The following is a 24,934-nucleotide window of genomic DNA, read 5'->3' as shown; positions in this document are numbered from 1 at the left end:
ATTCAAAGTTAAAGTCAGGCGAAAATAATGCAGCGTGGTGCGTTTTTTATTTTCTATAACCACCTGATAGTATATCTGTTATGCAGTAAAAAGGATCTATTTTATTAACTATATATACGTGTTATTTACGGATTTTTCTTTTTGAATTAATTCGGTAATTACATTCCAAAGCCCAATTCTTTTCTCCAGCGATTGCTTGGCAACAGATAATGTCTCAGCCCACTTTTTGTCATCATCTTTGCATAGCTCAGAAATCATTTTAAGAGAAAGAGGACCGTGTTCATCTCCATCAAGTTCTATATGACGTTCTAGATAGTAGGTAAGTTTATTGTAAAACTTGTTTTCAGAATCAGAACTTTTGAGAATTTCGTTAAACATGTCTGGGATGACATCTTCTCTTCCAAAGGTAAAGGCAGAGGCAACAAGATGTGGTTTGTTTGTTTCGATAATTGAAAATGAAAACTTCACAAAATCAGCTACTCTTTTGTCGATATTAATTTCGTTTAATGAATACTTGACTGAATTCCCTGATTCTATAAGTTTTATAAATTTGTTGATTTCGTCAGTATTAGCACCCATCTGCAACATTGCATCTAGATACATTTCAAAATGACTTTTAGGTTCTCCTAACTCATTAATGTCGCTTTCTTCACCGTGAACAATTTCATTTATAAATCGTGAAAGTACAGGGTTTTTAGGCGGAGTCCAAGGTGTTTCAACTGTAGTAAGGTTTTTTTGAAGATTTTTTAAAAGTGACATAAAATCCCAAACGGCAAATACGTGATTTTCCATGAATGTTTTTATATCATCTAAATTATTTAAATTTTCATAAAGCTTATGATTCTGTAATTGATTTCTTAATTCGGAAATCTCATTTTCTATGTATTGTATTCTATTCATCCTGTTTTTTTTGTATTAAAATTAGTGAAATGTAATTTATGCTTTAAATTCAAATACTAGAACCCGTCATCAATTCATTTAAGTATGCGATGTGCGTATAAGATAAATCAAATAATAAAGTATCACAAGACTTTTCCTTGAAAATAATTAACCACCAAGGCAACCATATAACTATAGCTTTTAATACCACCACTTACGTTATTTGCTTCCAGATACCCATTATAAAAATACTTAGAAAAGTCTTCTACAGGGTTTGCATAGCTGTCCCAGAAATCGCGCATCTCTTTATAACTGCTAAGAATTCCTGGGTTGATAGTGCATATTAACTCGCGGTAGGTATTAATATCACGTCTTGCTACTTCGTTAACAAGATAGCGCAGTGTAAATATGTAACCCGAATATTGAATATACGTATCGTCGTTATTTACGGTGGTGAGCGTGGCGATAAAGTTGGCTTCATTTTCTGCTGCATAGCCTATCTGGTGGGCCACCTCGTGGCTGCTCACTACAGGAAACTTATAGGTCTTAATCAGGTTGTTCACCTGCGCTTCATTAGAAAAAGGATTAAGATAACCACTATAACCCATTATGGTAAGTCCCAGACTCCACCCGCTTTTTTTAAGGCTTACGGGAGCGTAGGTGAGCATCGGGAACTCTTCTTTTATGTTATCATAGCCGTTTTTTGTACGGTCAAAAATTTCTTCTTGTGTGTAAGGCAGCATTATTTTAACTGAGTCTGCATAGCCTAATTGCCTGTGCATCTTATTTGCTTTTTTGATAAAGCGTTCGGTCATCGTGATGAGTTCTTCTGTCGTGTATTCATTCTCAATGCCAATGGAGTTGTGCAGCGGCATTCTGTAATAATTAAGCCCCCATAATATATGAAACATAAAATAGATCATACTCACCGTTGCGGTGATATCTAAGAAAAAGCGCAGCGGTGTTCTTCTTAAACGCCGCACATTTTTATACAGCCAGCGCAGTGCATAGATTGTGATGAGCGCATAAAAAAGATCGCCCACAGAAAAGGGAACCCACCCAAAGAGGAATCTAGATACTTTAGAAATAATAGGATAGAGGCCCAAGCTATAATAGGTTTCTACGGTTTCGGGAAAATGCAAGAGAAGGCGCAGAATTCCATATTGTACTGGTAGTAGCAATGTTAAAATGAGAGCGATTTTTTTATGCATAGAACATTTCCGAAGTAAAAATAGTGATGAAAATTATAGTGTTAAGGAGTTCTGATTCTTATGCATAAAAATACTAAAAGTACGTAACTTAGCACCCTAAAATAAAAACAAGAAAATGAACGAAGCCATACGTACCCTTGAACCCAAAGAACTCTGGAATAAATTTGCAGACCTAAATGCAGTGCCACGCCCCTCTAAGAAGGAAGAACGTGTGATACAGTTTATGATGGACTTCGGAAATAGGCTGGGTTTAAAGACTATTAAGGATGAAGTAGGAAACGTGATTATTTGCAAACCCGCTACAAAAGGGCTTGAAACCCGAAAGAAAGTAGTGATGCAATCGCACCTTGATATGGTGCATCAGAAAAATAATGATACTGATTTTAACTTTGATACGCATGGCATCGAGATGCACGTAGATGGAGATTGGGTGCGTGCTAAAGGAACCACACTAGGTGCAGATAACGGGCTAGGTGTTGCCACGATTATGGCGGTTCTAGAAAGTAAAACCATTGAGCATCCTGCAATTGAAGCTTTATTTACCATTGATGAAGAGACAGGAATGACAGGCGCAATGGGCTTAAAAGGAGGCATGCTTACGGGAGATATCCTACTAAACCTTGATACGGAAGAAGATGACGAAATAGGGGTGGGCTGTGCCGGAGGTGTAGATGTGACTGCAAACAGATCTTATGAAGAAGTTGCAGCACCAGCAAACGCGAAAGCATACACGATTACAGTAAAAGGCTTGCAAGGTGGACATAGTGGGATGGATATCATTAAAGGACTTGGTAATGCAAATAAGATGATGAATAGGGTGCTACACGCTTGTAGTGATGTTATTCATATCGCTGCCTTAAAAGGGGGAAGTCTCCGCAACGCGATACCAAGGGAAAGTATTTGTCACGTAGTTGTAATCGATAAAAATAAAAACACTTTCACTAAGGAAGTAAAACGTGTAGAGGCGCTTATAAAAGAAGAATACAGATCACTAGAACCAAGTCTTGAAATCGTGATAGAAAAAACTATGACCGCTTCAAATAAAGTGATGGAAAAGGAAGCGCAAACAGCTTTAATCCAAATGGTTTATGCAGCGCCTAATGGTGTTTTTAGAATGAGCCCTGCCATTGAAGACCTTGTAGAAACGTCAAATAATATTGCAAAAATAACGGTTGCAAATGGTCACATGACTATCGCTTGTCTTACAAGATCTTCTGTAGAATCTTCTAAAGATGACTTGGCAAATACGCTAGGAGCGGCTTTTAAATTGGGAGGTTGTGATGTAACCTTTGATGGAGAGTACCCAGGATGGGCGCCAAATATGGATAGTCCTATCTTAAAAGTACTAGAAGAATTATACACAAAGATAAATAACGAAAAACCAATTGTTGCAGCCTGTCACGCAGGATTAGAATGTGGAATCTTAGGGCAGAATTATCCTGAGATGGATATGATTTCTTTTGGTCCTACTATTAAGGGAGCACACTCACCAGATGAGCGCGCGAGTATCTCGTCAGCTCAAAAATATTGGAAGTTTGTGTTAGCGATTTTAAAGAACATTCCTCAGAAGGCTGCATAATCTTAATAAAATTTTATAACTGTAAACTAGAAACCTGCTGCTACTTATTTATAATTTAGTGTCATATTAATTTTATCAATTTACCCTGGACAAAAATTATGTATTCCTTCGCTTGATAGCTAGAAGTTAGATTTGATTATAAGAAAAGCCCTAATGTGAATCAGGGCTTTTTTTGTTTCTCATTATGCAGGGCCCGTCAGCGCGAATGTTTTTTATTTTATTATTTCCGCAGAAATATAGACATTCTGCAAAGGCCAATCGCCAGTATCAGCTGCTAGGTTGGCAATTTTTTCTACGATATCCATACCTTTTGTAACTTTCCCGAAGACGGTGTAACTTCCATCTAGGTGTCGCTTAGATACGGGCTTTCCTAAAAAGATGAAGAACTCATAAGGGTGTGATTTTTTATCTGGATTCTCTCTGTACTCTTTTGCACCAGAAAGGGTGCCATATACGTGAGGATGTTTTATTTCTGCCGGCAGTAGATAGTCAGCACCTAGGATATACCTTTTTCTGTTAGTAGCAGGGAGATCACTGTTTCCACCTTGTATGATAAAATTAGGTACAACGCGATGAAAAAAAGTTTCGCTAAAATAATCTTGTTTCACGAGGTAAATAAAGTTTGCTCTGTGCAAGGGAGTATCTGTGTATAGTTGGACATAAATAGCTCCCAGTCTGGTGCTGATCTTCACCTTGGTTTCTGGGTTCTTATTGCCGTAGTCTTTTAGAAAGGCTATTGCGTTTTCATTAGTAATTTTTGTAATAGTGGGCTTGGTTTCTGTTTTCTTTTGTAAGGTGTCTTTCACGATGATTTTTGTCACAGTTTCTGTAGAAACTTGCTCGCTCTTTTTAGTATCTTCACAAGACAGAAAAAAACAAAAGCTGAAAATCAATATATAGTTATTAGGCATCATGGAGTTTACAGAATTTTTAAATAAAGCGTTAAAAGTAACAAAAATGGAACTTCCCGGTGAAGACTTCCACCTTAAAATGGCACCCATAGAACGCCTGCTTGAATTAAAAACAATCGCGAGAGATAAGAATACTGCAAAAAAAGCTGCGGTATTAGTTCTTTTTTATCCTTCGGAAACTGGAAAGACGCAGCTCATTTTAATATTAAGAAAAACGTATAAAGGGGTGCATTCTAACCAAGTAGGATTCCCAGGCGGTAAATATGAAGAAGGGGATACTACCTATCAAGATACAGCACTCCGCGAAACGGAAGAAGAAGTCGGTGTTTCTCGTGACAGTGTTTCTGTACTTAAAGAGCTCACAGAAATTTACATCCCACCTAGCAACTTTTTTGTGCAACCCTATTTTGCAGTAACAAAAGAAACACCTTTGTTTGTGGCACAAGAGGATGAAGTAGAAGCGCTTATAGAAGTAGACCTTGATCACTTTATGGATGATGCCGTAATAATATCAAAAACACTCACTACCTCGTATGCAAAGGCTATCGCTGTGCCAGCCTATTTTATCAATGGTCACGTGGTCTGGGGCGCTACAGCTATGATGCTGAGTGAAGTACGAGAAATGCTCAGACAGCTACTCTAAAGGCCTATTTTACGTATATTTGTCCGAGCACTATTATTTTCTGTGCTTTAGAAAACTAATAATATATGGGGCTTTTTAAGAAAAATCCATTTGGTCATATTCTCTTTTTAAAATTGTGGTTAATCCGTATTCTCGGTGCACTATCGCACAGACGTTTTAAAGGGTTTAATAAACTAGAGATTGAAGGTAGTGAGATTCTAAGAGCACTCCCTGATACTAATGTACTGTTTGTGTCTAATCACCAGACTTATTTTGCAGATGTGGTTTCTATGTTTCACGTGTTTAATGCGAGTCTTAGCGGTCGTGATGATAATATCAAAAACATAGGGTATCTCTGGAACCCTAAATTAAACTTGTATTTCGTAGCAGCAAAAGAAACCATGCAATCTGGATTGCTTCCTAAAATTTTAGCTTATGCAGGTTCTGTGAGTATAGAACGTACCTGGAGAGCGAAAGGCGAAGAAGTAAATAGGCAGGTTAAGATGAGTGATATAAGCAGTATTACCACGGCACTTAACGATGGTTGGGTGATTACATTTCCGCAGGGAACCACGAGACCTTGGAAGCCTATAAGAAAAGGAACAGCACATATTATAAAAAGGAATAAACCTATTGTAGTTCCTATTGTTATTGATGGCTTTAGACGGTCTTTTGATCGTAAAGGATTACGAATAAAAAAACGAGGTATTCTACAAACATTTGAAGTAAAGCAACCGCTTGAGATAGACTATGAAAATGAGTCTATAGATAGTATTGTTGAGAAAATCGAATATGCTATTGAGCAACATCCTTCTTTTTTAAAGGTAATTCCCGAAGTAGAAATAGCAAAGGAAGAAGCGCTTAATAAAGAACGAGAGTGGAGGTATTAGGGAGAAGTGCCCAAAGTTAAGAGCGATGTGCTGAGCGCAGTCGAAGTATGCCTAAAGGGCCAGGTTAATAATAAAAAATAATATTTACTATTCACTACTTAATTTATATTTCCATTTTTTCTAGCTCGTAATAATTCTTTTTAAGACGTTTTAGTAAGAACCCGTAGACAAGGAAATAGAAGAGTAAGACAAAACCTACCATAATTATACCACCGACAATCTGTCCTATAAAAAACATCTTTGTGAACATTTCTGGTGGTACGGCATTATAATCTAAAGAAGATTTTTGTATGGCTGCGGCTAGCGCCTCTTTGTTAAGATAATAAAAGATATTGACACCTAACAATAAGGATACAGCAGTAGACACGTTATAAATAACAAAGTATTTTACGGTCTTTCTTGTCTTTAATATATTCTCCATCAATTCCTTTACAGAATCAGTGACTTGAATGCGCTTATGGTTTTTCCAGAATAACAATATGAAAAAAGCAAACACGGTATAGTTGACAATATTTATGATTAAAAATACGGTGTCCGTTCCCATCTCTGTCATAAAAGATTTGCTAGATTCTGGCACTAAAAATGCCAAAATTGTCCAGAACAAGAGCTCTACTATGCTAATGATGAAGATCCACTTTACAATGGAACTTGATTTTTTCAACAACATTTTATAAATGTCATTAAAAGACAATACCGGGAACTGGTGTTCTCTTGTTTGCCATTGCGATTTTAATAAGTCTAACTCATCCATATGATTACGGATTTAACACGTTTCGTAATTTTACTTTAATTCGGTTCATCTTTACTCGTGAATTCACTTCACTAATTCCTAACGTTGCCGAAATCTCTTTATAGTTCTTATCCTCTAAATAGAGGAATACCAGCGCCTTCTCAATATCATTCAAATCCTTCACCGCGGCGTACATTAATTTTAATTGCTCTTCTACAGTATCGTCATAATCCTCAGATGATATCTTAAAACTAACTCCTTCAAAATCTTGTGTTTTCACACGTCTTTTTGACTTTCTATACAGGGTGATTGCTGTATTTAATGCAACTCTATACATCCAAGTGCTAAACTTGCTGTCCCCTCTAAACTTAGGGTAAGCGCGCCATAGCTGTATGGTGATTTCTTGAAACAGATCATTATGAGAATCCTTATCATTAGTATATAGCCTACAAATTTTGTGTACTATATTTTGATTCGTCTCTAGCTCTGTTACAAACTTATGTTCGAGTTCTTTGTCCAATGGTTGTTTTCTGGTTACGCTATAAGTGTGTTATTGTTTGATTAAGTTACAAGGGTATGTAAATAAATTCTGAGTCTACCCGTGTTGGGGAAAAAACTATAAGCTTGACACGCTCATTTATACCTTAGCATCATATTAGTTTATAAAAAATAGCACTTCATTTAGTATTGATTAGCTCTTTTGGTTCTTCTTGAATTTAATAAAGGGCATTATTTTTATAATTTCAGAAATATAAAGAATGCTTTATATGTGAAGGGTAGGGCGCTTTATTTTCACTTCGTAAATGTTAATTATTTGTTAAATAACTACTTTGTAATGCATAGTACTGTAACAAATATGAGTTTTATTCTTCTATTAAACAGAGACCACAAAAACTTACATTATGAGAACTTTAAATACCAACAAATTATCAAAAAGAAATTCAACTTCAAAAGCGTACGCTTGGAACGCGAAGCGAAGATTTAGATAATCTGTAGAAAGGAGTAGCATTTGCAATCGCAGTTGCAGTAAAAATATCAACCACAAAAACTTATATTATGAGAACTTTAGATACCAACCAATTGTCAGAAAGAAATTCAACTTCAAAAGCATACGCTTGGAACTCGAAGCGAAGATTTAGATAATCTGTAGAAAGGAGTAGCATTTGCAATCTCAGTTGCAGTAAAAATATCAACCACAAAAACTTACATTATGAGAACTTTAGATACCAACCAATTGTCAGAAAGAAATTCAACTTAAAAAGCGTACGCTTGGAACTCGAAGCGAAGATTTAGATAATCTGTAGAAAGGAGTAGCATTTGCAATCTCAGTTGCAGTAAAAACATCAACCACAAAAACTTACATTATGAGAACTTTAGATACCAACCAATTGTCAGAAAGAAATTCAACTTCAAAGGGGTACTCTTGGAACTCGAAGCGAAGATTTAGATAATCTGTAGAAAGAAGTATCCCTTGCAATCGCAGTGGCAGTTAAAAAAATCAATCAATTATAAGAACACTAGATAGTAATCAATTATCGAGCAGCGTATCAAACACCTTGGCGTTTGACTGGAATGCAAAAGGACGTAACCGATAAGGAGGCATTCATCAAAAAAATCAACTAGCTATGAAAAAGAATAGTAACATTAGAATCCGAAAATGGGTAGGAGCGAGAGCATCGCAATCGTCAGTTAGCTCGTTAGAGCACAAACTAAAAAAACTGCATCCAGTATGTACCATATGTAAATACGCTATGTAAATTAACCAACTTTTTTGTTTTCAGAAGCATTTTATGTTTAATGTGGTATTAGCTATCTTTGATATTAAGCCAACTATTATGAAAAACCTACTCGTACTTCTACTTATTCTTATAAGTGTTTCATCCTGTAAAAACGGAAGTGATAAAAATGAAGTTGTCCCAGAAGAGACTTCAGTTTCAATGGAAAATTTATCGTGGGTCATAGGAGATTGGATGAATTTAAATAGTGAAACAGAGTCATACGAACATTGGGAAAAAGCGGAAGACGGCAGTTTTGTGGGAGAAAGTATGACGCTGAGACAAACAGATACCGTATTTGCAGAACATATGAAGTTGTTCAAAGAGAATGATGCCATCTTGCTTTATATAGAAACAGCAGGCGTACAGCCTAATCCAGTGGTATTTACATTAAAAGAAGGCGCAGAACATCCATTTACATTTGAGAATCCCAGAAATGAGTTTCCCTCACAGATTGTCTACACAAATCCAGAAGGTAATACCATTCACGCTTGGGTAGCCGGATTTATTAATGGGGTTCCACAAAAGCAAGAATTCTATTTTAAGCAAGCCGAATAATTAGCGCTTTTCTGGCGGAACATCTTTATTATTTTCCAATCTTTTTTGAAACCCCAAAGCTTCAAGAGGTTGATGAACCACCTTTTTTGAGGCTGGATTTTGTGGTAGTTCTTTTTGAGGTCTTATTGGCCTCAGTACAAAATTGCCTATACAATTAGGGCGAACGTTGTGCAATACATTTGCAACACGATCACTACAAAATGTACAATCATAATTGCAAATCATCGCTTCTTAAAGATATGATAGTTGCAGGTTTAATAAATTTGGCGAAAAATAAAGTCGAAATTAAAATTAATGGCGAAACTGTATTTATAGGATATAACAAGTTATCCCAGCCTGAACTGGCACTGTTAAATAAACGATTTGTTGATGTCTCATAAAATTATTCCAGCACCAGGAAAAATAGTGAAGATAAAATCTTCAAAAAATTTAGTTTTAAGATATCAACTAGATAACGCTACATTGGGCACTTGGCTAATGAAAGATTAGGTGAACTACCACTACTATTTAAGAAATCAGAATGTTCTGATTAATTAGACCTCACTATCAAGCATACTCGTTACCACATGGTATCTTGGGTCATCAATGGCATCTTGAATAATATTCTCAAATTCTGGATTCCATTTGACAAGCATTTCTTTACAATCTGGACTAAGGTGAGTAAGTTTTACTTGCTTGCCTTGCTCCATATATTTGTTGGCGATATTTCTCAATGCTTCTACACCAGAGTGATCACTCACTTTAGACTCGATAAAATCTATTTCTATTTTTTCTGGGTCTGTTGCAATGTCAAATTTGCTGTTAAAAGCAGTAGTTGATCCAAAAAATAATGGTCCCCAAATAGCATACACCTTCGTGCCATCTTCTTTTACGCTTTTACGGGCTCTAATACGGGTTGCGCTATTCCAGGCAAAGCTAAGCGCACTCATAATTACACCTGCAATCACGGCAATAGCAAGATCTTGCCACACAGTTATAAAAGAAACAGCGATTAAAACAAATGCATCACTTAAGGGAATCTTATTTAAAATTCGGAAACTACTCCAGGCAAATGTCCCGATCACAACCATAAACATTACACCCACGAGTGCCGCAATAGGAATCTGTTCTATCAATGGCGCTGCAAATAAAATAAAGCACAATAATGCGATAGCTGCTGCAGCTCCAGACAAACGACCACGACCACCAGAGTTGATGTTAATTATAGATTGCCCAATCATCGCACAACCTCCCATACCTCCAAAAAATCCATTCAACATGTTTGCACTTCCTTGAGCGATACACTCCCGGTTTCCGCTACCACGTGTTTCAGTCATTTCGTCGATGAGATTTAAGGTCATTAAACTCTCGATAAGTCCTATTGCCGCAAGAATTCCTGCAAAAGGTAATATTGTAGTCCAGAAATGTCCCTTAATTGTATAGAATAAAGTAAAAATTTGATCTTGAAAAGTAGGTAGTCCCCCTTGTAAACCTGTTCCACCGCCATCTGTAATAAAAGAACCTACAGTTGAAACTTCTACTTTACCAAAAATAACAATCGCAGCAACCACAACGATGGCAGCAAGCGCAGCTGGTATTTTTTTAGTTAGTTTAGGAAGACCATACATAATTGCCATGGTAAGTCCAATAAGCCCCATCATTTTCCAAAAATCTATACTACTGAAAAACGCAGTAAACCACGCTCCCATATTTTCTGTAAAAGATATCCCCTCTGTTGCAAGCTCTGGAAATAAACCTAATTGTGATTTAAAAATAACAATAGCTAGACCATTTACAAAGCCCATCATTACGGGGTGCGGTATGAGTCTCACAAATTTACCTAAACGAAATACTCCAGCTAGTATTTGTATGATACCCACAAACAGTAATGTGATAAATAGCCATTGTAGCCCAAGGTTCTCTACTGGTGCTTCAAGAGCTAAACCTACTTCGTTCCCTTTTGCTACAAGTGCTACCATAACCACTGCCATCGCTCCTGTTGCTCCACTAATCATACCTGGACGGCCGCCAAATAGGGATGTGATAATTCCCATCATAAACGCTCCATACAACCCAACTAGTGGGTCAATACCTGCAACAAAAGCGAAAGCTACAGCTTCTGGCACGAGCGCTAATGCTACGGTTATTCCAGAAAGAATATCGTTTTTCGGATTCTGAGTAAAGTTTTTAATGGTTTTTTGTAGTAACATGTGCCTCATTTAAATAAGGCGCAAAGATACTGTTTTAGATTACTTTAAATAAAGGACAAAAGGATAAATTTATGAGGTAATAATGTAGGATTAATGCTAAGGATGCCGTAGTTTTGACCCAGTAGTTTTAACTATTGCCCCAAGATGAAACATAAAGTAAATTCTTTTAACGAAGAATCTCTAAAAAGAAACATTTTGTAAAAATTAGGTCGACTCGAGAGGGTGGACCTTTTTTGTATCATCTATTTTTGTGCAGTTCTTTCTAAAATATTATGGATTGATTATTCTTACTTTATAATTAGTGAGAAACCATACGATGAATATCGTGACAGCTGAACCTAAATAGAAATTATGTGAAAACTTTCCTTCTATCGAACCTAAATAGAAAGCTACTCCTACAAGCGCTATAGAGACGATTAATTCTATCCAGCCGTGAACAGTAAATGGTATTTTTTTGAATATGCCCATTTCAAAATTAGTAAAAACAGTAAGAATCAAATGAAGAGCAACTAGCGCATATGTGAAGGTTGCGGTCATTTCTGGCATATTAAATAATGTAGGGGAGACCCATAAAAAAATAACTACCAGATAATCTATGATGCCATGAAGTTTTGAATCTATTTTCATTGTGAGGCGTGTTTGAGGTTTTAGAATAACTCACAAGATACAGCTATTGAAATAGTGTCGGTCTTACTAACTATTTTTGAATCAGCACTTTATTTAGGAACACTATAGAAAAACTTCGATTTATTTTCGTCAATCAGCACAAAATTTGAAAAGTCAATATTTTTTAATTTTTTCATCTCCTTTTTCTTGATAATAAAGCAAAAAGGCCAGAATGCATTTTCTTTTGCCTTGAGTTCTTTCAAGGAAATTGATTGCACAATGCCATTAGAATAGAACTGACTTGAATAACTCTTATTTCCGAAGTGATAAAACTCATTAATTTTAATCTGCTCAGGATGGTTCTCGATAAAGTACTTGTCTGTGTTAGCGTTCTGTTCTGCGGTATCTGTAACGATAACTCCAATTAGAAATAAAACGCAACCCCCTACCAAGGATAGCGAAGCAATAACTAAGGGTTTCTTACTCTTTATTGTAGGCCACCAATGGACGATTAATAGTGCAGCAGGTGCCATTACAGGCATAATGTATGTGTGGATCAAACTTGAAGAAACCGTAAAAAATAGGGGCGTCCATAGGAGCCACAGGAGTAAAAATAGTACCCATTCATCTTTAAAAATAGTCACTCTAGTTTTAAAAACTTTGTAAATAATAATTTGAATCCATGGCAAAGCAAAGAGCAATAGAAAAGCCCAAACAATACCCATAGGCTGTGTTTTTGGGAAACCATATTTATCACCTTTCCAGGTTGAGTCTGTAAATCGTAACCAATGTTCGCCTACTAAAAAGTAGTCAATAAAACCTGGGGTCGTTTGTTCTGCCAAGTAATACCAAGGTACAGCTACTAGTGCGGTAACTAAAAGCCCTAGAATCCAAGGGATTTTTGTGAAAACAGTTTTGTATTTTTTCTGAAATACCATCCATAGAAATAGGGGCGGTCCACACAAGATAATTACAACAGGCCCTTTTGCTAAAAGACCAAGCCCTATTCCTATAAAAAACAAATAGCCCCATAATTTCTTACCGTTATGAGTGGCTTCCCAAAATGATAAAAATGTTAAAGTTACCGCCAGTGTGAGTGCTGTGTCCGTAGATACAACGCCAGCGTGCAAGAATAATTCTGGGATAAGCAGTAAAATGAAACCCGGCAAGTAGAAGGGGAGTTGCGCTCGTTTTGCATATTTCCCTATTAATAATACCATCGCTACAACCAGCAGTAAATAAGGCAATCGTACAGCAAATTCATTCACCCCAAGAACATTCATACTCGCCGCAGAGAGCCAAGTAGATAGAGGTGGTTTTGCCCAAAAGGGAACGCCATAATCTATTTGTGGTGTGATCCAGTTTCCAGTTTCTTCCATTAATCGTGCGATTTCAGCGTATCTGGCCTCGGTTTTATCCATCAATGGAACTACCGCATTAAAAATACCGCGTATAGCTATAAGGATAGCTACAGAAATTTTATAGAATTGAGGATTGTTTAATAAATGAGAGAAGCGATGCATATTTATTTAAAAGATTATTGTTTTCTCGAGACGTTTATAAATTTGTTCTGAACCTTTTTCCTTTTGAAGTTTTGAAATTCTCTTTGGAATTTGTGGCTTGCTTTTTTGACATTTTAAAAATTTCTAATCTTTTGAGTTGTATCTTTTTCTAATGGTATATAAATCTTGCCACATTTTAAAGAAGTACGAGGTACTAACGCGCGAATCGTCCACATCAATCCAAGATTTTAAAGGAATTTCTTGACACACATTTTTCATTTCTTTATTAGAATACATGCTTATTAAGCGATGGAATATTTCTACATCAAAAAGCCATTTTGAGATAAATTGCTCTTTAAAAAGTTTTTGTGCTATTTCTGAAGAAAATACTTTACAGCCACATTGACTGTCATAAACACTTACCTCTAGTTGCTTAGATATCATGGTAGCAATTGCTCTACCTATAAGAAAGCGATACTTTTTTCTGTCTATATGATTATCTATTTTTAAGATACGAGAACCAAACGCGCAGACGACTTCACTTTTAATGTTTTCTGTGATGGACACATATTCGTCTAGGCCGGTAGAAAGATCTGCATCAAGATAGCCTATCGTTTTAAAGTCGTTAAAATTTCCGAAGCAATACTGAACCGCTTCTCTTACTGCTTGGGCTTTTCCAGTGTTCTTTTCAAGATTATAAATAGTAGTCTTTTTTGGGAACTCTTGGGCTAAAGTTTCTAAAACCGCTAGTGTGTTATCGGTAGATCCGTCATTTGAAAAAACCAGATGAGTATTGTCGTTTTGTGCTAGAAACAAACAATATGCCACCAACGGAAGCCGGGAGGCTTCATTATAACAAGGTATAATTACAATATTTTTATTTGGCACTAGCTTATTATTTTGTGATTACGTTACTTTATTATAAGTACAAAGTACCAAAAATTAATTTTGAGAATAAAATAAAGTGGTGATATTTTATTTAATTGTTTTATCTAATAATTGATGTCTATCTTTATTTCAACTAATTACCTTACTTATGGATTCATTGTCAACTGCAATTTTAGGCTTAGCGCTGCTTATAGTTATGCTCGGAATGGGCTTAACATTACAATTTTCAGATTTTAAACGTGTTTTACTCTACCCTAAAGCGATTTTTGTAGGGCTTACAAATCAATTGATTATCCTTCCCTTAATCGGATTAGGAATTACCATGGTGTTTTCGCTTCCCCCAGAAGTGGCTGTTGGTATTATGATATTGGCTGCCTGTCCTGGAGGTCCGACTTCAAATCTTATTTCACACCTTGCTAAAGGCGATCTTGCACTTTCTGTTACACTTACGGCGGTAAGCAGTTTAATCACCATCTTAACAATACCCTTTATAGTGAACTTTGCTCTAGTCAGGTTTATGGGGGAAGGTCAAGTGGTAGCGTTAGGGGTTTTACAAACCATATTGCAAGTATTTGTGATTGTAGTGATTCCAATAATTATAGGAATGTCCATAAGGAAGTATTATCCGAGGTTTGCATTAAAAATGGCAAAACCAGTACGGATTACTTCTGCAGTGGTTCTAGCGCTCATTATTATTGGATTGGTAATTAAAGAGCGCGAGAATTTTGTCGCATATTTTGAACAAGCTGGCATCGCTGCGCTACTACTTAATATACTGACCATGGGAATAGGCTATATAGCAGCAAAACTATTTACGATCCCTAAGGCTGGATCTATAGCCATCGCAATTGAGTCTGGGATACAAAATGGTACATTGGCCATAACAGTAGCTGTAGTGTTATTAAATAACACCGCATTTGCTATTGCTCCTGCGGTATATAGTCTTCTTATGTTTATGACGGGAGGAGTGATTATCTATTTTGGTTCTCGTTCAAAACAGGTGTAAATAACAAGCGACTCCCTTTTCGGGGAGCCGCTCTAACCAAATAAATTAATCATTATAAATAACAACTAATTGTTGTAAATGCTTCAATGTAATAAGCACTAATATTATTGTACCTTAGGTACAATGCAAATGTAGCATTGTTTTTACTCATTTATATCATTATTTTACTCAAAAGCAACATTTTTATTAACATATTATTATTATATGTGAAGAAAAAGATAAGTGAATAGTTTGTATCCACATAAGATGCTGATAAATAATAATTAGAACTTTAAAAGAGAGCGATTTTTTTAAAAATCGCTCTCTTTTAAAGTTAATTTGAATTTACTCTAGTCAGTATCGTCACTTGTTTCTATGGCAAGGACTGTTTTTTCTTTGAAAGTTTTTGGTGTTTTAAAGAGCGTATTGTCGTTATCAACTTCAAAAAGGTTTACTTGGGCAAATGTATCAGCTGCAATAATATCATTTTCAGCAATCACAAGTTTTTTAAGATGTGAAAATTGAGAAAGGCCTAACGGTATTGTACCTGTCAAGCTATTGTCAAATACATTAAGTGTTTCAAGATTTGCTAGACCACCTAAAGAAGAAGGAATAGATCCAGAAAAGTTATTGCTACTTAAATGTAGTTGCTCAAGATTACTTAGGTTACCAAGACTTTCAGGAATAGTACCTTCTAGTTGATTACCATTAATGGCAAGTGTTTTTAATTGAGTCATACCACCTATAGAAACTGGTAATGTTCCTGTTATTTGATTAAATGAAAGTTCTAAACTTTGAAGGTTTTCAAGTTGTCCAATAGAAGTAGGTAAGTGTCCCTTAAGATTATTGAACATGAGGTTTACAGCTACAACTTGATTGTTTTTTACAGTAACACCGTGCCATTCAGCAACAGGAGTATTTGCATCCCAAGTAGTATTCCAGGTATCACCGTTGGTACTAATATAAAAATCTAGAAGTGCATGTTTTTCTCCTTCACTCACCTGAGCAAATAAGCAAGCCGACATAAATAACATGGTAAAAAGTGTGATTAGTTTTTTCATATTGATAAGATTTACATTATGGTGTAAATAAACGTTAAATAAAGCGTTTGTGCAAATATAATCGACCAAATACACAGTTAAAGTGCAGCCGTTTTACGACAAACTGTTTATGTACTCGGTGTTTACCTCGTGAACCCCTTTAAATACTGATATTTCTAATCTATCTCCAAATAATTTATTTCCTTTTAATTCTTCCTCCGTTTTTCTTGCTTGCGTAATATATTGATCTTTATCTCCATAAAGATATGTCACTTTAGTATTCTGGTCCATATAGCTAAAATCTGCTGAACTTAGTTCTTTTGGGATTCCTCCGCTGTGTAGCACAAGGTGATCACATTGTATCTGGCGAGAAGCTGTCCATCTCGTTGCGATAGATACTCCCTGAGAATAACCCAAAACAATTAGTTTTTTAGGTTTTTGAATAACTTCTTTTTTAAACACTGCGTCAATGTAGCTAAGTACATTTATTGTTTCTGCGACTGTATCTTCTTTAGTGAGCCACGATGATCCTACATGTTTAAGTTGGGATCCTTGATAATATTTAGAGGGTGCTTGTGGACAAATCACAAAGTGATTTTCTGGGAGTTCAGAAAAATAACGAATAAAATAGGTGCTTAAATATCCCATACCGTGAAAAACAATCCAAACGGTCTCAGTGTGTTCATTTAGTTCACCATTGGTATGGTAGCTGTTTGTAGTTTTATAACTAATCGATTTTTTAGAAGACATTATAGGGCTAATTTGTATTTTTGTAAAGGTATAAATTTGAACGGATAACAGATGGAACAATCAAGAGAAGCGATGTTAAAGACGTGTAACGCCATGTGTAAAAACACGCTTATGGAAACACTAGAAATTGAATTTGTTGACATTACAGAGAATACTGTTGTTGCCCGTATGCCTGTTACTCCAAGAGTACATCAGCCAGACGGTGTTTTACATGGAGGTGCGACGGTAGCACTTGCAGAAAGTGTGGGTAGCGCCGCTTCTGTATTGTTTTTAAAAGAAGATGGGGTTCAAATTCGAGGCATAGAGATTGCTGCAAATCACGTAAAAAGCATCAAAGATGGCTATGTGTATGCTACTGCAACAATAGTCCACAAAGGAAGAACCACACAGTTATGGCATATACCAGTTACAAATAGTGATAAAGAATTAATATCATTAGTAAAACTGACCACCATTTGTTTACGTAAGTAAGGGTAACCAAATACTAATAACTATGACCTACAAACAACTCATTAAAAAAGCAAAAATGTGGTATGATAAAGAAATGCCATTTGTATTATATTGTTTTCCAAAAAAAAATGAAGTCTTAGCTTATTTCCAAAACACTGCAGATCATTTGACTACAGAGACTTTTGACCAAAAAGGATTTGTCATGGCGCCTTTTGAATTTGAAAAAACGGTAATGATGATTCATGCTGCGCAGGCTGATTTTGAAAGTGTCCCCATTCCAGAACTGTCAATGCTGCCAGACGGCGAAATTCAAATTCCAGATGAACATCAAGGAAAGAAGCATCATATAGATATTGTAAATGCTGCCATTGATGAAATCGCAACCGGAAGAACGAAAAAAATTGTTCTTTCAAGAAAAAAGGAGATTGAGCTTTCTTCCTTTGATATAGAGACACTTGCTGACCAAATTTTCACCAAAAATTACAACGGACTTAAGTATCTATGGTATCATCCAGAGACTTCTCTCTGGTGCGGAACAACACCAGAAACACTGTTAGAATTGAAGGATAAAAATTTTTCTACAATGTCTCTCGCTGGAACTAAAAAAGCACTTGGTAATCAAAAGGCAGAATGGTCTTACAAGGAGATTTCTGAACAAGAAATTGTCACAAGTGCTATTTTTGATTCATTACAGCATATCACTAAAGTTTTAAAGGTGTCCAGACCCTATGCGCAACAAGCGGGAAATCTAGTCCATTTAAGAACAGATGTTTCTGGAGTTGTGACAAGAAAAAATGCAAGCATCGTAAAGTTTGTAAATGCTTTGCATCCTACACCTGCTGTTTGTGGAACTCCTTTTAAAAATGCTAAAAGTTTTATCCTTACGCATGAACACTATAATCGCGAATTTTATACTGGATTTTTAGGAGTTATCAACTGCGAGAAAGAAGGAAGTAGTTTGTTTGTTAATCTGCGTTCAATGAAAATAGAAAATAACATTGCGTCCTTATATGTAGGTGGTGGTATTGTTGAAAATTCTGATGCAGAGCTTGAATGGATAGAGACCCAAAATAAATTACAGACGATGCTCAAGGTAGTCGCTCCTATGCTTTAACATGTGATCGCTTAGCTGTATTTTTGCATCCATGCAATTTTCGTCAAATATACTTTCTCAGACTATCACGCAATTATGCCTTGCAAAAGGAATAACGCAGATTGTAATCTCACCAGGATCACGTAATGCGCCTTTAATCATAGGCTTTACCGAAGACAATTCGTTTGAGACTTATAGTATTGTTGACGAGCGGTGTGCCGCATTTTTCGCCCTCGGGATGGCGCAGCAAACAGGGAAGCCTGTTGCCTTAGTTTGTACTTCAGGCTCCGCCTTACTTAATTATTATCCGGCCATTGCAGAGGCTTTTTATAGTGATATACCTTTAGTCGTTTTAAGTGCAGATAGACCTCATAACCTTATTGAAATAGGTGATGGGCAAACGATCAATCAGGAAAATGTGTTTGCCAATCACATTTTATATAGTGCAAATTGTATAGAAGGAACAAGCCAGGAACAGCACAATGAAACAGAAATAAATATTGCTCTTAATACTGCGATCGAACTTCAAGGCCCAGTGCATATAAATCTCCCATTTTCAGAGCCTTTGTATGATTTAGTGGACGATTTACACATACGACCGCAGCATGTTCCCGCCAGAAGAATAGTAGCGGTAAGTGACACTATTACTTCGGAAATAGCAACTCTTAAGGAGCTTTGGAATGCTTCGGGTAAAACACTCATTTTAATAGGTGTTCAAAAACCAAATACGATTACTACTGAAATTATACAGGAATTAGCCCGAGATTCTCGTGTAGTGATGATGACAGAAACGACATCAAACATTCACCATCCTTCTGCAATACATGCCATTGACCAACTTATAGAGCCATTCTCTGCTGAAAATTTAATTTCTTTCCAGCCAGAGCTGCTCATCACACTTGGTGGAATGATTGTGAGTAAAAAAGTAAAAGCCCTTTTACGAACGCACCAACCAGCACATCATTATCACATTGACCCTAAAAAAGCTTACGACACTTATTTCTCACTAAGTGGACATATTAAGGCAAGTCCACAGGATGTTTTTGAAAGATTGCTCATACAGCAGCAAATGTCTGAAAGCAATTATAGAAGTAGTGTCTTAGAAATAAAAAAAGACAGAGAATTAAAGCACGCGGCTTATTTAGCAGCTGCTCCTTTTTCAGATTTTAAAGTCTACGAGCAGATTTTTAAGAAGCTCCCAAAAGAGTATCAATTACAATTGAGTAATAGTACGGCGATTCGCTATTCGCAGTTATTCAAAATAGAAAGCAGTATTGATGTTTATTGCAATAGAGGAACTAGTGGGATTGATGGTAGTATGAGCACGGCAATAGGCGCTGCCGTACAAACAGAAAAACCAGTTTTGTTTATCACAGGAGATCTTAGTTTTTTCTACGATAGTAATGCTTTATGGAATAATTACATCCCTGCTAACTTTAAAATCATCGTTGTCAATAATAGTGGTGGAGGTATTTTCAGGATTTTACCAAAGGCAAAGACCGTTACTCATTTTGAATCCTACTTTGAAACCCGCCATCACTTAACAGCGGAGCATCTTGCAAAGCAATACAACTGTAATTACGCCAAGGCAACAGACCTAGATAGACTGAAACAGGAGTTAGGTTATTTATTTAATGTTTCCGAAGCGCCTACAATACTAGAGGTTTTTACACCGCCAGAAGTGAATGACCTGGTGCTCCTTGATTATTTTAAAAAGATACAATAGGAGCGGTATAAATTGTACCTTTACGCCATATTTTTAAGCTATGATTAGAATAGGAGAGTACAATACATTGACCATTTTAAGGGAGACGGAGCCAGGATTATACTTGGGTGATGAGGAGGAAAATGTTGTATTATTACCGCATAGATACAAGCCAGAAACGTTTGAGATAGGGGATGCGCTCGAAGTGTTTGTATATCTGGATTTTGAGGAGCGTCCTGTAGCGACCAACTTGACTCCTTATGTTCATTTAAATGATTTTGGTTATTTGCATTGTAGTGATGTAAATGAGTTTGGGGCATTTATGGATTGGGGGCTTCAGAAACAGTTATTTGTTCCTTTTAAAGAGCAGGCACGTCCTATGAAAGTAGGGAATTGGTACATTGTATATTTATACTTAGATGATCAAACGAACCGTCTTGTGGGTTCTAGTAAGACCAATAGATATGTTGATAATGAGAATGTAGTTCTAGAGAAATACCAAGAAGTACAGTTGTTAGTAACGCATATTACAGAACTTGGAGCAAACGTAATCATAGAAGGCAAACATAGCGGACTCATCCATAACGATGATATTTTTGAAGACATCCGTACGGGAGATCGTATTAAAGGGTATGTAAAGAAAGTGCGTGAAGATAACAAAGTAGACGTGGTGCTTCAGGCTCCAGGTTATAGAAGTATTGAGCCTAATGCAAACTTCATCTTAGACGAGCTTAAGGCCGCGGGAGGATTCTTGCCATTACACGATAAAAGCGACCCAGATACGATTAAAAACGAAATGGGAATGAGTAAAAAGAGCTTTAAAAGAGCCATAGGTACTTTATACCGTGAGAAACAAATTACCATAAAGGCAGATGGAATTGCAATTATTGGTGATGAATAGCTGAGGTATTTAAAACCCCTCCACGACCATTATCTCTAACCCATTATTCACGTCCAGTTCTTTTTCTAAAGTAGCAGATCTTCTAGGTGTAATAGGACCAGGTAGAATATTATTAAGCGCTGCTGCGAGTAAAGGTTCATTTACATTCCCTAGTTGTCCTAGATTTGAATAATCTATTTCAAGTTCAATATCTGGTAATAGACCATCCACATAATCCGTATTTCCAGCGGCATTTGCTGTTTTAAATATAAGAGGTAACATTGCGTAGGTGTGTGCTGGGTTTGCTTCACTACGACTAAAACCAGGTGCGGGTGCATCATATAGAATCGTGGAGGCTTGAAATTTACCCGTCGTATTTGTCCCTACTTGAACAACGTCTATATAGGGCGCGAGACCGTTTATTACAAGTTCGCTAGCAGAAGCCGTTCTTCTTGTAGTTAAGACGTGTACACGGGATAAGTTTAAACTGTTTAATGGACTATCATTTCGGGTTACATTTGTAAATAGACCATTGTTAGCATATGCTGCTTGTCTATCATCATTCCATTGTTCTGTGTAGAAAACTTGCCCTGTAAATTGACCTGTGATCATTCCAGATAAATCTGTTGCGGTACGCACGGAGCCTCCACCGTTATAGCGAAGGTCTAAAACCAACTCTGTTACCCCTTCTGCCTGTAGTTGACCAAAGGCGCCGTTAAGTGTTTCGTCAAAACTTGCGGTAAACGAATTATACATTATGTAACCTACTTTAGTCCCGCCAACGTCCAGGGTCTTTGTAATGTATACAGGGTCTTCTGTGTATTGAGTTTTGATTAAAGTAACGCTTTCACTTGAGGGTGTCAGGGTCGTACCGTCATATGTGGCCAGCCCTATTGTGTAAGTGTCTGGGGTTAATAAGTCGTTAAAGTTATCTGCATTCAGTTGCGTGCCATCTACTGTATTAAAAATAACGCCACGTTCTAGACCAGCATCTGAAGCACTTGTGTTAGGCAATACTAATCTCACATATCCAAATACGTTACCGCTAGCGTCTGGATATAAGACCAGACCAAAGTCCATCCCATTATTTAGTGAGATTCCACCAAGCGCGTTCTCTAGGGCGATATAATCATCAAATAGTAAGCTAAAACGATCTTGATCAGATTTTAGAAATGAGAAGAAACTTTCTGGGCTGTCAAAACTCGAGATAAATTGATTTTTAGCTTGGGTGCTTGTGAAGGCATCATTTGCAAGTTCACCTGTGTCTGCTTTATACAGGTAGAAAAAATTAAGACCTCTGTAAATAAAGTCATTAATTTGGGCTGTGGTTGCTACTTGTTCTACGTCATCCATATCATCAAAACATGATGTAAACGTCAGGGTAAGAAGTAAAACGGGGATTATAAAGTATTTTTTCATTTCAATGTGTATTTTTATAGTATGGCTGTAATAAACCTAGCATTATTGTTCGATTTAAAGATAGGGCTTGCGTCGATAAAAGTTCAGAAAAAAGAAAGAAAACGGTTTATTTTATGATTTTTGAAATTTTATAGTAACAAAAGAAAGAGTGGCTCGTCATTTTAATAACACAGCCAATTATACCGTTTTGTAATCGGGGCGTGCAACACTAACCAAAACTAAAGCAGACCTTTAATGGACCAAAAAGAGTTTTTACATACGGTGCTTCCCTTTAAGGATAGATTATATCGTATCGCAAAGCGCCTTTTAGTCTCTAAAGATGAAGCCGAAGACGCAGTGCAAGAAGTTTTTTTAAAACTTTGGCGCGGGAAACAGAATATTAAAAAGTATAGAAGCCCAGAAGCATTTGCCATTACAATGACTAAAAACTATTGTCTAGATAGATTAAAGTCTAAACAGGCAGGGAATCTAAAAATTGTACATACCAATTATAAAACTTCTGAAAATCTGGAGAAAAAAATTGAAGCAAATGACGGTGTGGCGCTGGTTTTTAAAATAATGGAAAACTTGCCAGAACAGCAAAGGATAATTCTTCAACTTAGAGACGTAGAAGAATTTGAGTTTGCAGAAATTGCAAAAATGCTCGATAGCAGCGAGACCGCCATACGGGTTGGATTGTCTAGAGCGAGGAAAACAGTTAGAGAACAATTAATAAAAAAACATAGCTATGGAATCTGCTAAAATTACTCAAATACTCGAGGCATATTTTGAAGGCAAAACTACACTAGCGCAAGAAAAGACATTGCGAGCGTATTTTGTCAGTGATGCAATCGCTCAAGAACACGAGTGCTACATTTCTTTATTTATAGGATTTCAAGTGGCAAAAGAGGAGACAATGGTGAAAGCCGTCACGTTTCCGCAGCAATCAAAAAATAGATGGTGGATGGGTGTAGCAGCCGCGGCAGTCATTGTCTTAGCTGTATCCGGTTATGTCTATACTGATGCAAATACCTTAACGCAAGAAGAGCAAGAAGCTGTGATGGCCTTTAATCAAGGTAAAGAGGCATTGTTATTGTTATCTAAAAATTTAAACAAAGGGGCGGAAGAGTTGGGTCACCTCAATGAATTTGCAAACACAACTAACAAGTATTTTAAATAAAATCAAACACTTAAAACAAATAAAATGAAAAAGATAGCACTATTACTCGCACTATTTATCGCTCCATTGGCGATCAATGCACAGAATTTTTGGTCATCATTTGAGAATGACAACGATGTATCTTCTGTAGTTATTACAAAAAAAATGTTCAAACTTCTTGCTAAAATAGATCTCGATACAGATGATCAAGAGGTAAATGAGTTTATGGACTTAGTAGAGAATCTGGATAACATCAAGATTTTTACTACAGATAATTCTAGTATTGCGGTAAAAATGAGCAGTTCTGTATCTAGTTACATAGACGGAAGCAAAGGTTTGTCTGAGCTAATGCGCGTGAAGGATGATGGTAATAATATCAAGTTTTATTCACGAGAAGGAAAGAATGAAAACTACGTAAGCGAGCTCTTAATGTTCTTAGAAGGTACTAAAGATGGCAAGAACCAAACAGTTGTAATGAGTATTACTGGTAATATAGATTTGAAACAGATTTCGAAATTAACAAAGAATCTAGATGTGCCAGGGGCTGATGCAATTAAGTCATTAGAAAAAAAGAATAGATAATGGTAACAATTGTAAAATTTATCACGGGGCTGCTTTTAGGAGGTCTGTTATTCGCAAGCTGTAACAGTGGGCCTTCACTGCAAGAATATCTTGTAGATAAGCAGGAAGACAATAATTTTGTAAAGGTAGATCTAGCGACTAGCCTTTTGTATGCAGAGGAGGATAAACTTTCTCCAGAGCAGAAAGAAGTACTTAAGACGGTTAAAAAGATAAATGTAGTTGCGTATCCTATGAAGGACAATGAGGTAGAATATACTGCAGAGCGCACAAAAATACTAGATATCTTAAGCCAGGAACGTTATCAAACCTTAATGAAAATGGGGAGTAACAAAAAAGGTGTTACTCTTAAATATCTTGGAGAAGATGACGCGATAGATGAGGTGATCATCTTTGGTAATGATTCTGAAAGAGGTTTTATAGTTTTTAGATTATTAGGAAAGGATATGAACCCTGGTGATATGATTCGAATGGTAGAAACGATGGATACAGATAATGTAAATTTATCTGCACTTGCAGGCATCGAAGCCTTATTTTAAAAGTAGTAAAAATAAC

Annotated in this window: 26 protein-coding genes; 13 read left to right on the top strand and 13 right to left on the bottom strand. The window is 36.4% G+C overall.

The annotated features are described in order from the left end of the window. Positions 1-108: 108 nt before the first annotated feature. Positions 109-900: a DUF3050 domain-containing protein gene (locus ABXT71_RS11820; RefSeq protein WP_415371564.1), complete on the bottom strand. Its 792-nt coding sequence runs from the start codon at positions 898-900 to the stop codon at positions 109-111. 122 nt (positions 901-1,022) lie between these two features. Next, on the bottom strand, positions 1,023-2,090 hold the full coding sequence (locus ABXT71_RS11815) for a DUF3810 domain-containing protein (protein WP_415371563.1): 1,068 nt from the start codon (positions 2,088-2,090) through the stop codon (positions 1,023-1,025). A gap of 115 nt (positions 2,091-2,205) precedes the next feature. Here ABXT71_RS11815 and ABXT71_RS11810 point away from each other — a divergent pair, with 115 nt between their 5' ends. Continuing rightward, positions 2,206-3,669 carry an aminoacyl-histidine dipeptidase gene (locus tag ABXT71_RS11810; RefSeq protein ID WP_415371562.1) on the top strand — a complete coding sequence of 488 codons (1,464 nt, stop codon included), beginning with the start codon at positions 2,206-2,208 and terminating at the stop codon, positions 3,667-3,669. Positions 3,670-3,881: 212 nt separating this feature from the next. Here ABXT71_RS11810 and ABXT71_RS11805 read toward each other — a convergent pair whose 3' ends face one another. Next, positions 3,882-4,490 (bottom strand): peptidylprolyl isomerase, encoded by a 609-nt coding sequence (locus ABXT71_RS11805; protein ID WP_415371561.1) that lies wholly within the window; start codon positions 4,488-4,490, stop codon positions 3,882-3,884. Positions 4,491-4,581: 91 nt separating this feature from the next. Between ABXT71_RS11805 and ABXT71_RS11800 the strand changes: the two genes are divergently transcribed. Both ABXT71_RS11800 and ABXT71_RS11795 read left to right on the top strand, forming a co-directional pair. Continuing rightward, a complete protein-coding gene (locus tag ABXT71_RS11800) occupies positions 4,582-5,223 on the top strand; it encodes an NUDIX hydrolase (RefSeq protein WP_415371560.1) in 642 nt (213 codons plus the stop codon). 65 nt (positions 5,224-5,288) lie between these two features. After that, a complete protein-coding gene (locus tag ABXT71_RS11795) occupies positions 5,289-6,092 on the top strand; it encodes a lysophospholipid acyltransferase family protein (protein WP_415371559.1) in 804 nt (267 codons plus the stop codon). A 103-nt stretch (positions 6,093-6,195) separates the two neighbouring features. On the opposite strand, the gene ABXT71_RS11790 is transcribed toward ABXT71_RS11795, so the two are convergent. Further along, positions 6,196-6,843: a hypothetical protein gene (locus tag ABXT71_RS11790; protein ID WP_415371558.1), complete on the bottom strand. Its 648-nt coding sequence runs from the start codon at positions 6,841-6,843 to the stop codon at positions 6,196-6,198. Positions 6,844-6,847: 4 nt separating this feature from the next. After that, a complete protein-coding gene (locus ABXT71_RS11785; protein ID WP_415371557.1) occupies positions 6,848-7,342 on the bottom strand; it encodes an RNA polymerase sigma factor in 495 nt (164 codons plus the stop codon). A gap of 1,315 nt (positions 7,343-8,657) precedes the next feature. Between ABXT71_RS11785 and ABXT71_RS11780 the strand changes: the two genes are divergently transcribed. Continuing rightward, entirely contained in the window at positions 8,658-9,155 is a 498-nt protein-coding gene (locus tag ABXT71_RS11780; RefSeq protein WP_415371556.1) for a DUF6265 family protein, read from the top strand. Here ABXT71_RS11780 and ABXT71_RS11775 read toward each other — a convergent pair whose 3' ends face one another. From ABXT71_RS11775 to ABXT71_RS11755, 5 genes are all read right to left on the bottom strand, one after another. Further along, positions 9,156-9,380: a DUF1272 domain-containing protein gene (locus ABXT71_RS11775; protein ID WP_415371555.1), complete on the bottom strand. Its 225-nt coding sequence runs from the start codon at positions 9,378-9,380 to the stop codon at positions 9,156-9,158. A gap of 308 nt (positions 9,381-9,688) precedes the next feature. After that, positions 9,689-11,344, bottom strand: coding sequence for a SulP family inorganic anion transporter (locus ABXT71_RS11770; RefSeq protein ID WP_415371554.1), 1,656 nt, complete (start codon positions 11,342-11,344; stop codon positions 9,689-9,691). A gap of 270 nt (positions 11,345-11,614) precedes the next feature. After that, positions 11,615-11,971 (bottom strand): hypothetical protein, encoded by a 357-nt coding sequence (locus tag ABXT71_RS11765; protein ID WP_415371553.1) that lies wholly within the window; start codon positions 11,969-11,971, stop codon positions 11,615-11,617. An 89-nt stretch (positions 11,972-12,060) separates the two neighbouring features. Beyond that, the gene (locus ABXT71_RS11760; RefSeq protein WP_415371552.1) at positions 12,061-13,473 is read right to left on the bottom strand and encodes an ArnT family glycosyltransferase; all 1,413 of its coding nucleotides are present in this window, start codon (positions 13,471-13,473) and stop codon (positions 12,061-12,063) included. 123 nt (positions 13,474-13,596) lie between these two features. Then, complete coding sequence (locus tag ABXT71_RS11755; RefSeq protein WP_415371551.1) at positions 13,597-14,340, bottom strand: glycosyltransferase; 744 nt, start codon at positions 14,338-14,340, stop codon at positions 13,597-13,599. Positions 14,341-14,488: 148 nt separating this feature from the next. Between ABXT71_RS11755 and ABXT71_RS11750 the strand changes: the two genes are divergently transcribed. Next, the gene (locus ABXT71_RS11750) at positions 14,489-15,346 is read left to right on the top strand and encodes a bile acid:sodium symporter family protein (RefSeq protein ID WP_415371550.1); all 858 of its coding nucleotides are present in this window, start codon (positions 14,489-14,491) and stop codon (positions 15,344-15,346) included. A gap of 329 nt (positions 15,347-15,675) precedes the next feature. On the opposite strand, the gene ABXT71_RS11745 is transcribed toward ABXT71_RS11750, so the two are convergent. Together ABXT71_RS11745 and ABXT71_RS11740 are read right to left on the bottom strand one after the other, a co-directional pair. Then, positions 15,676-16,386, bottom strand: coding sequence for a Two component regulator three Y domain protein (locus ABXT71_RS11745; protein WP_415371549.1), 711 nt, complete (start codon positions 16,384-16,386; stop codon positions 15,676-15,678). A 93-nt stretch (positions 16,387-16,479) separates the two neighbouring features. Further along, a complete protein-coding gene (locus ABXT71_RS11740) occupies positions 16,480-17,115 on the bottom strand; it encodes an alpha/beta hydrolase (RefSeq protein ID WP_415371548.1) in 636 nt (211 codons plus the stop codon). Between the two features lie 51 nt (positions 17,116-17,166). Between ABXT71_RS11740 and ABXT71_RS11735 the strand changes: the two genes are divergently transcribed. Genes ABXT71_RS11735 through ABXT71_RS11720 form a run of 4 tightly spaced genes read left to right on the top strand, consistent with a single transcriptional unit; the run spans position 17,167 to position 21,264 of the window. After that, positions 17,167-17,586 carry a PaaI family thioesterase gene (locus ABXT71_RS11735; protein WP_415371547.1) on the top strand — a complete coding sequence of 140 codons (420 nt, stop codon included), beginning with the start codon at positions 17,167-17,169 and terminating at the stop codon, positions 17,584-17,586. A gap of 22 nt (positions 17,587-17,608) precedes the next feature. Then, positions 17,609-18,679 (top strand): isochorismate synthase, encoded by a 1,071-nt coding sequence (locus ABXT71_RS11730; RefSeq protein WP_415371546.1) that lies wholly within the window; start codon positions 17,609-17,611, stop codon positions 18,677-18,679. A gap of 31 nt (positions 18,680-18,710) precedes the next feature. After that, entirely contained in the window at positions 18,711-20,384 is a 1,674-nt protein-coding gene (gene menD, locus ABXT71_RS11725) for a 2-succinyl-5-enolpyruvyl-6-hydroxy-3-cyclohexene-1-carboxylic-acid synthase (RefSeq protein WP_415371545.1), read from the top strand. A 40-nt stretch (positions 20,385-20,424) separates the two neighbouring features. Next, positions 20,425-21,264: a S1 RNA-binding domain-containing protein gene (locus ABXT71_RS11720; RefSeq protein WP_415371544.1), complete on the top strand. Its 840-nt coding sequence runs from the start codon at positions 20,425-20,427 to the stop codon at positions 21,262-21,264. 9 nt (positions 21,265-21,273) lie between these two features. Here the strand turns inward: ABXT71_RS11720 and ABXT71_RS11715 are convergent, their stop codons facing one another. Next, complete coding sequence (locus tag ABXT71_RS11715) at positions 21,274-22,662, bottom strand: S41 family peptidase (protein WP_415371543.1); 1,389 nt, start codon at positions 22,660-22,662, stop codon at positions 21,274-21,276. A 234-nt stretch (positions 22,663-22,896) separates the two neighbouring features. Between ABXT71_RS11715 and ABXT71_RS11710 the strand changes: the two genes are divergently transcribed. The 4 genes from ABXT71_RS11710 to ABXT71_RS11695 are packed head-to-tail and all read left to right on the top strand — an operon-like array spanning position 22,897 to position 24,918. After that, complete coding sequence (locus ABXT71_RS11710; RefSeq protein ID WP_415371542.1) at positions 22,897-23,403, top strand: RNA polymerase sigma factor; 507 nt, start codon at positions 22,897-22,899, stop codon at positions 23,401-23,403. Then, positions 23,390-23,821 (top strand): hypothetical protein, encoded by a 432-nt coding sequence (locus ABXT71_RS11705; protein WP_415371541.1) that lies wholly within the window; start codon positions 23,390-23,392, stop codon positions 23,819-23,821. Before ABXT71_RS11710 ends, ABXT71_RS11705 begins: the two co-directional genes overlap by 14 nt. A gap of 24 nt (positions 23,822-23,845) precedes the next feature. Continuing rightward, positions 23,846-24,382: a DUF4252 domain-containing protein gene (locus ABXT71_RS11700; RefSeq protein ID WP_415371540.1), complete on the top strand. Its 537-nt coding sequence runs from the start codon at positions 23,846-23,848 to the stop codon at positions 24,380-24,382. Further along, complete coding sequence (locus tag ABXT71_RS11695; RefSeq protein WP_415371539.1) at positions 24,382-24,918, top strand: DUF4252 domain-containing protein; 537 nt, start codon at positions 24,382-24,384, stop codon at positions 24,916-24,918. Before ABXT71_RS11700 ends, ABXT71_RS11695 begins: the two co-directional genes overlap by 1 nt. The last annotated feature ends 16 nt before the right edge of the window (positions 24,919-24,934 follow it).

It is taken from the genome of Patiriisocius sp. Uisw_047 (genome assembly GCF_047730165.1).
GTDB lineage: Bacteria > Bacteroidota > Bacteroidia > Flavobacteriales > Flavobacteriaceae > Patiriisocius.
The sequence above is the reverse complement of the archived record's forward strand: the minus strand, read 5'-3'. Positions and strand labels throughout refer to the sequence as shown.

Coding starts and splice junctions, on each gene's coding strand:
- ABXT71_RS11820 (WP_415371564.1), bottom strand. CDS start 900: ATGAATAGAATACAATACATAGAAAATGAGATTTCCGAATTAAGAAAT.
- ABXT71_RS11815 (WP_415371563.1), bottom strand. CDS start 2,090: ATGCATAAAAAAATCGCTCTCATTTTAACATTGCTACTACCAGTACAA.
- ABXT71_RS11810 (WP_415371562.1), top strand. CDS start 2,206: ATGAACGAAGCCATACGTACCCTTGAACCCAAAGAACTCTGGAATAAA.
- ABXT71_RS11800 (WP_415371560.1), top strand. CDS start 4,582: ATGGAGTTTACAGAATTTTTAAATAAAGCGTTAAAAGTAACAAAAATG.
- ABXT71_RS11795 (WP_415371559.1), top strand. CDS start 5,289: ATGGGGCTTTTTAAGAAAAATCCATTTGGTCATATTCTCTTTTTAAAA.
- ABXT71_RS11790 (WP_415371558.1), bottom strand. CDS start 6,843: ATGGATGAGTTAGACTTATTAAAATCGCAATGGCAAACAAGAGAACAC.
- ABXT71_RS11780 (WP_415371556.1), top strand. CDS start 8,658: ATGAAAAACCTACTCGTACTTCTACTTATTCTTATAAGTGTTTCATCC.
- ABXT71_RS11775 (WP_415371555.1), bottom strand. CDS start 9,380: ATGATTTGCAATTATGATTGTACATTTTGTAGTGATCGTGTTGCAAAT.
- ABXT71_RS11770 (WP_415371554.1), bottom strand. CDS start 11,344: ATGTTACTACAAAAAACCATTAAAAACTTTACTCAGAATCCGAAAAAC.
- ABXT71_RS11765 (WP_415371553.1), bottom strand. CDS start 11,971: ATGAAAATAGATTCAAAACTTCATGGCATCATAGATTATCTGGTAGTT.
- ABXT71_RS11760 (WP_415371552.1), bottom strand. CDS start 13,473: ATGCATCGCTTCTCTCATTTATTAAACAATCCTCAATTCTATAAAATT.
- ABXT71_RS11750 (WP_415371550.1), top strand. CDS start 14,489: ATGGATTCATTGTCAACTGCAATTTTAGGCTTAGCGCTGCTTATAGTT.
- ABXT71_RS11745 (WP_415371549.1), bottom strand. CDS start 16,386: ATGAAAAAACTAATCACACTTTTTACCATGTTATTTATGTCGGCTTGC.
- ABXT71_RS11740 (WP_415371548.1), bottom strand. CDS start 17,115: ATGTCTTCTAAAAAATCGATTAGTTATAAAACTACAAACAGCTACCAT.
- ABXT71_RS11735 (WP_415371547.1), top strand. CDS start 17,167: ATGGAACAATCAAGAGAAGCGATGTTAAAGACGTGTAACGCCATGTGT.
- ABXT71_RS11730 (WP_415371546.1), top strand. CDS start 17,609: ATGACCTACAAACAACTCATTAAAAAAGCAAAAATGTGGTATGATAAA.
- menD (WP_415371545.1), top strand. CDS start 18,711: ATGCAATTTTCGTCAAATATACTTTCTCAGACTATCACGCAATTATGC.
- ABXT71_RS11720 (WP_415371544.1), top strand. CDS start 20,425: ATGATTAGAATAGGAGAGTACAATACATTGACCATTTTAAGGGAGACG.
- ABXT71_RS11715 (WP_415371543.1), bottom strand. CDS start 22,662: ATGAAAAAATACTTTATAATCCCCGTTTTACTTCTTACCCTGACGTTT.
- ABXT71_RS11710 (WP_415371542.1), top strand. CDS start 22,897: ATGGACCAAAAAGAGTTTTTACATACGGTGCTTCCCTTTAAGGATAGA.
- ABXT71_RS11705 (WP_415371541.1), top strand. CDS start 23,390: ATGGAATCTGCTAAAATTACTCAAATACTCGAGGCATATTTTGAAGGC.
- ABXT71_RS11700 (WP_415371540.1), top strand. CDS start 23,846: ATGAAAAAGATAGCACTATTACTCGCACTATTTATCGCTCCATTGGCG.
- ABXT71_RS11695 (WP_415371539.1), top strand. CDS start 24,382: ATGGTAACAATTGTAAAATTTATCACGGGGCTGCTTTTAGGAGGTCTG.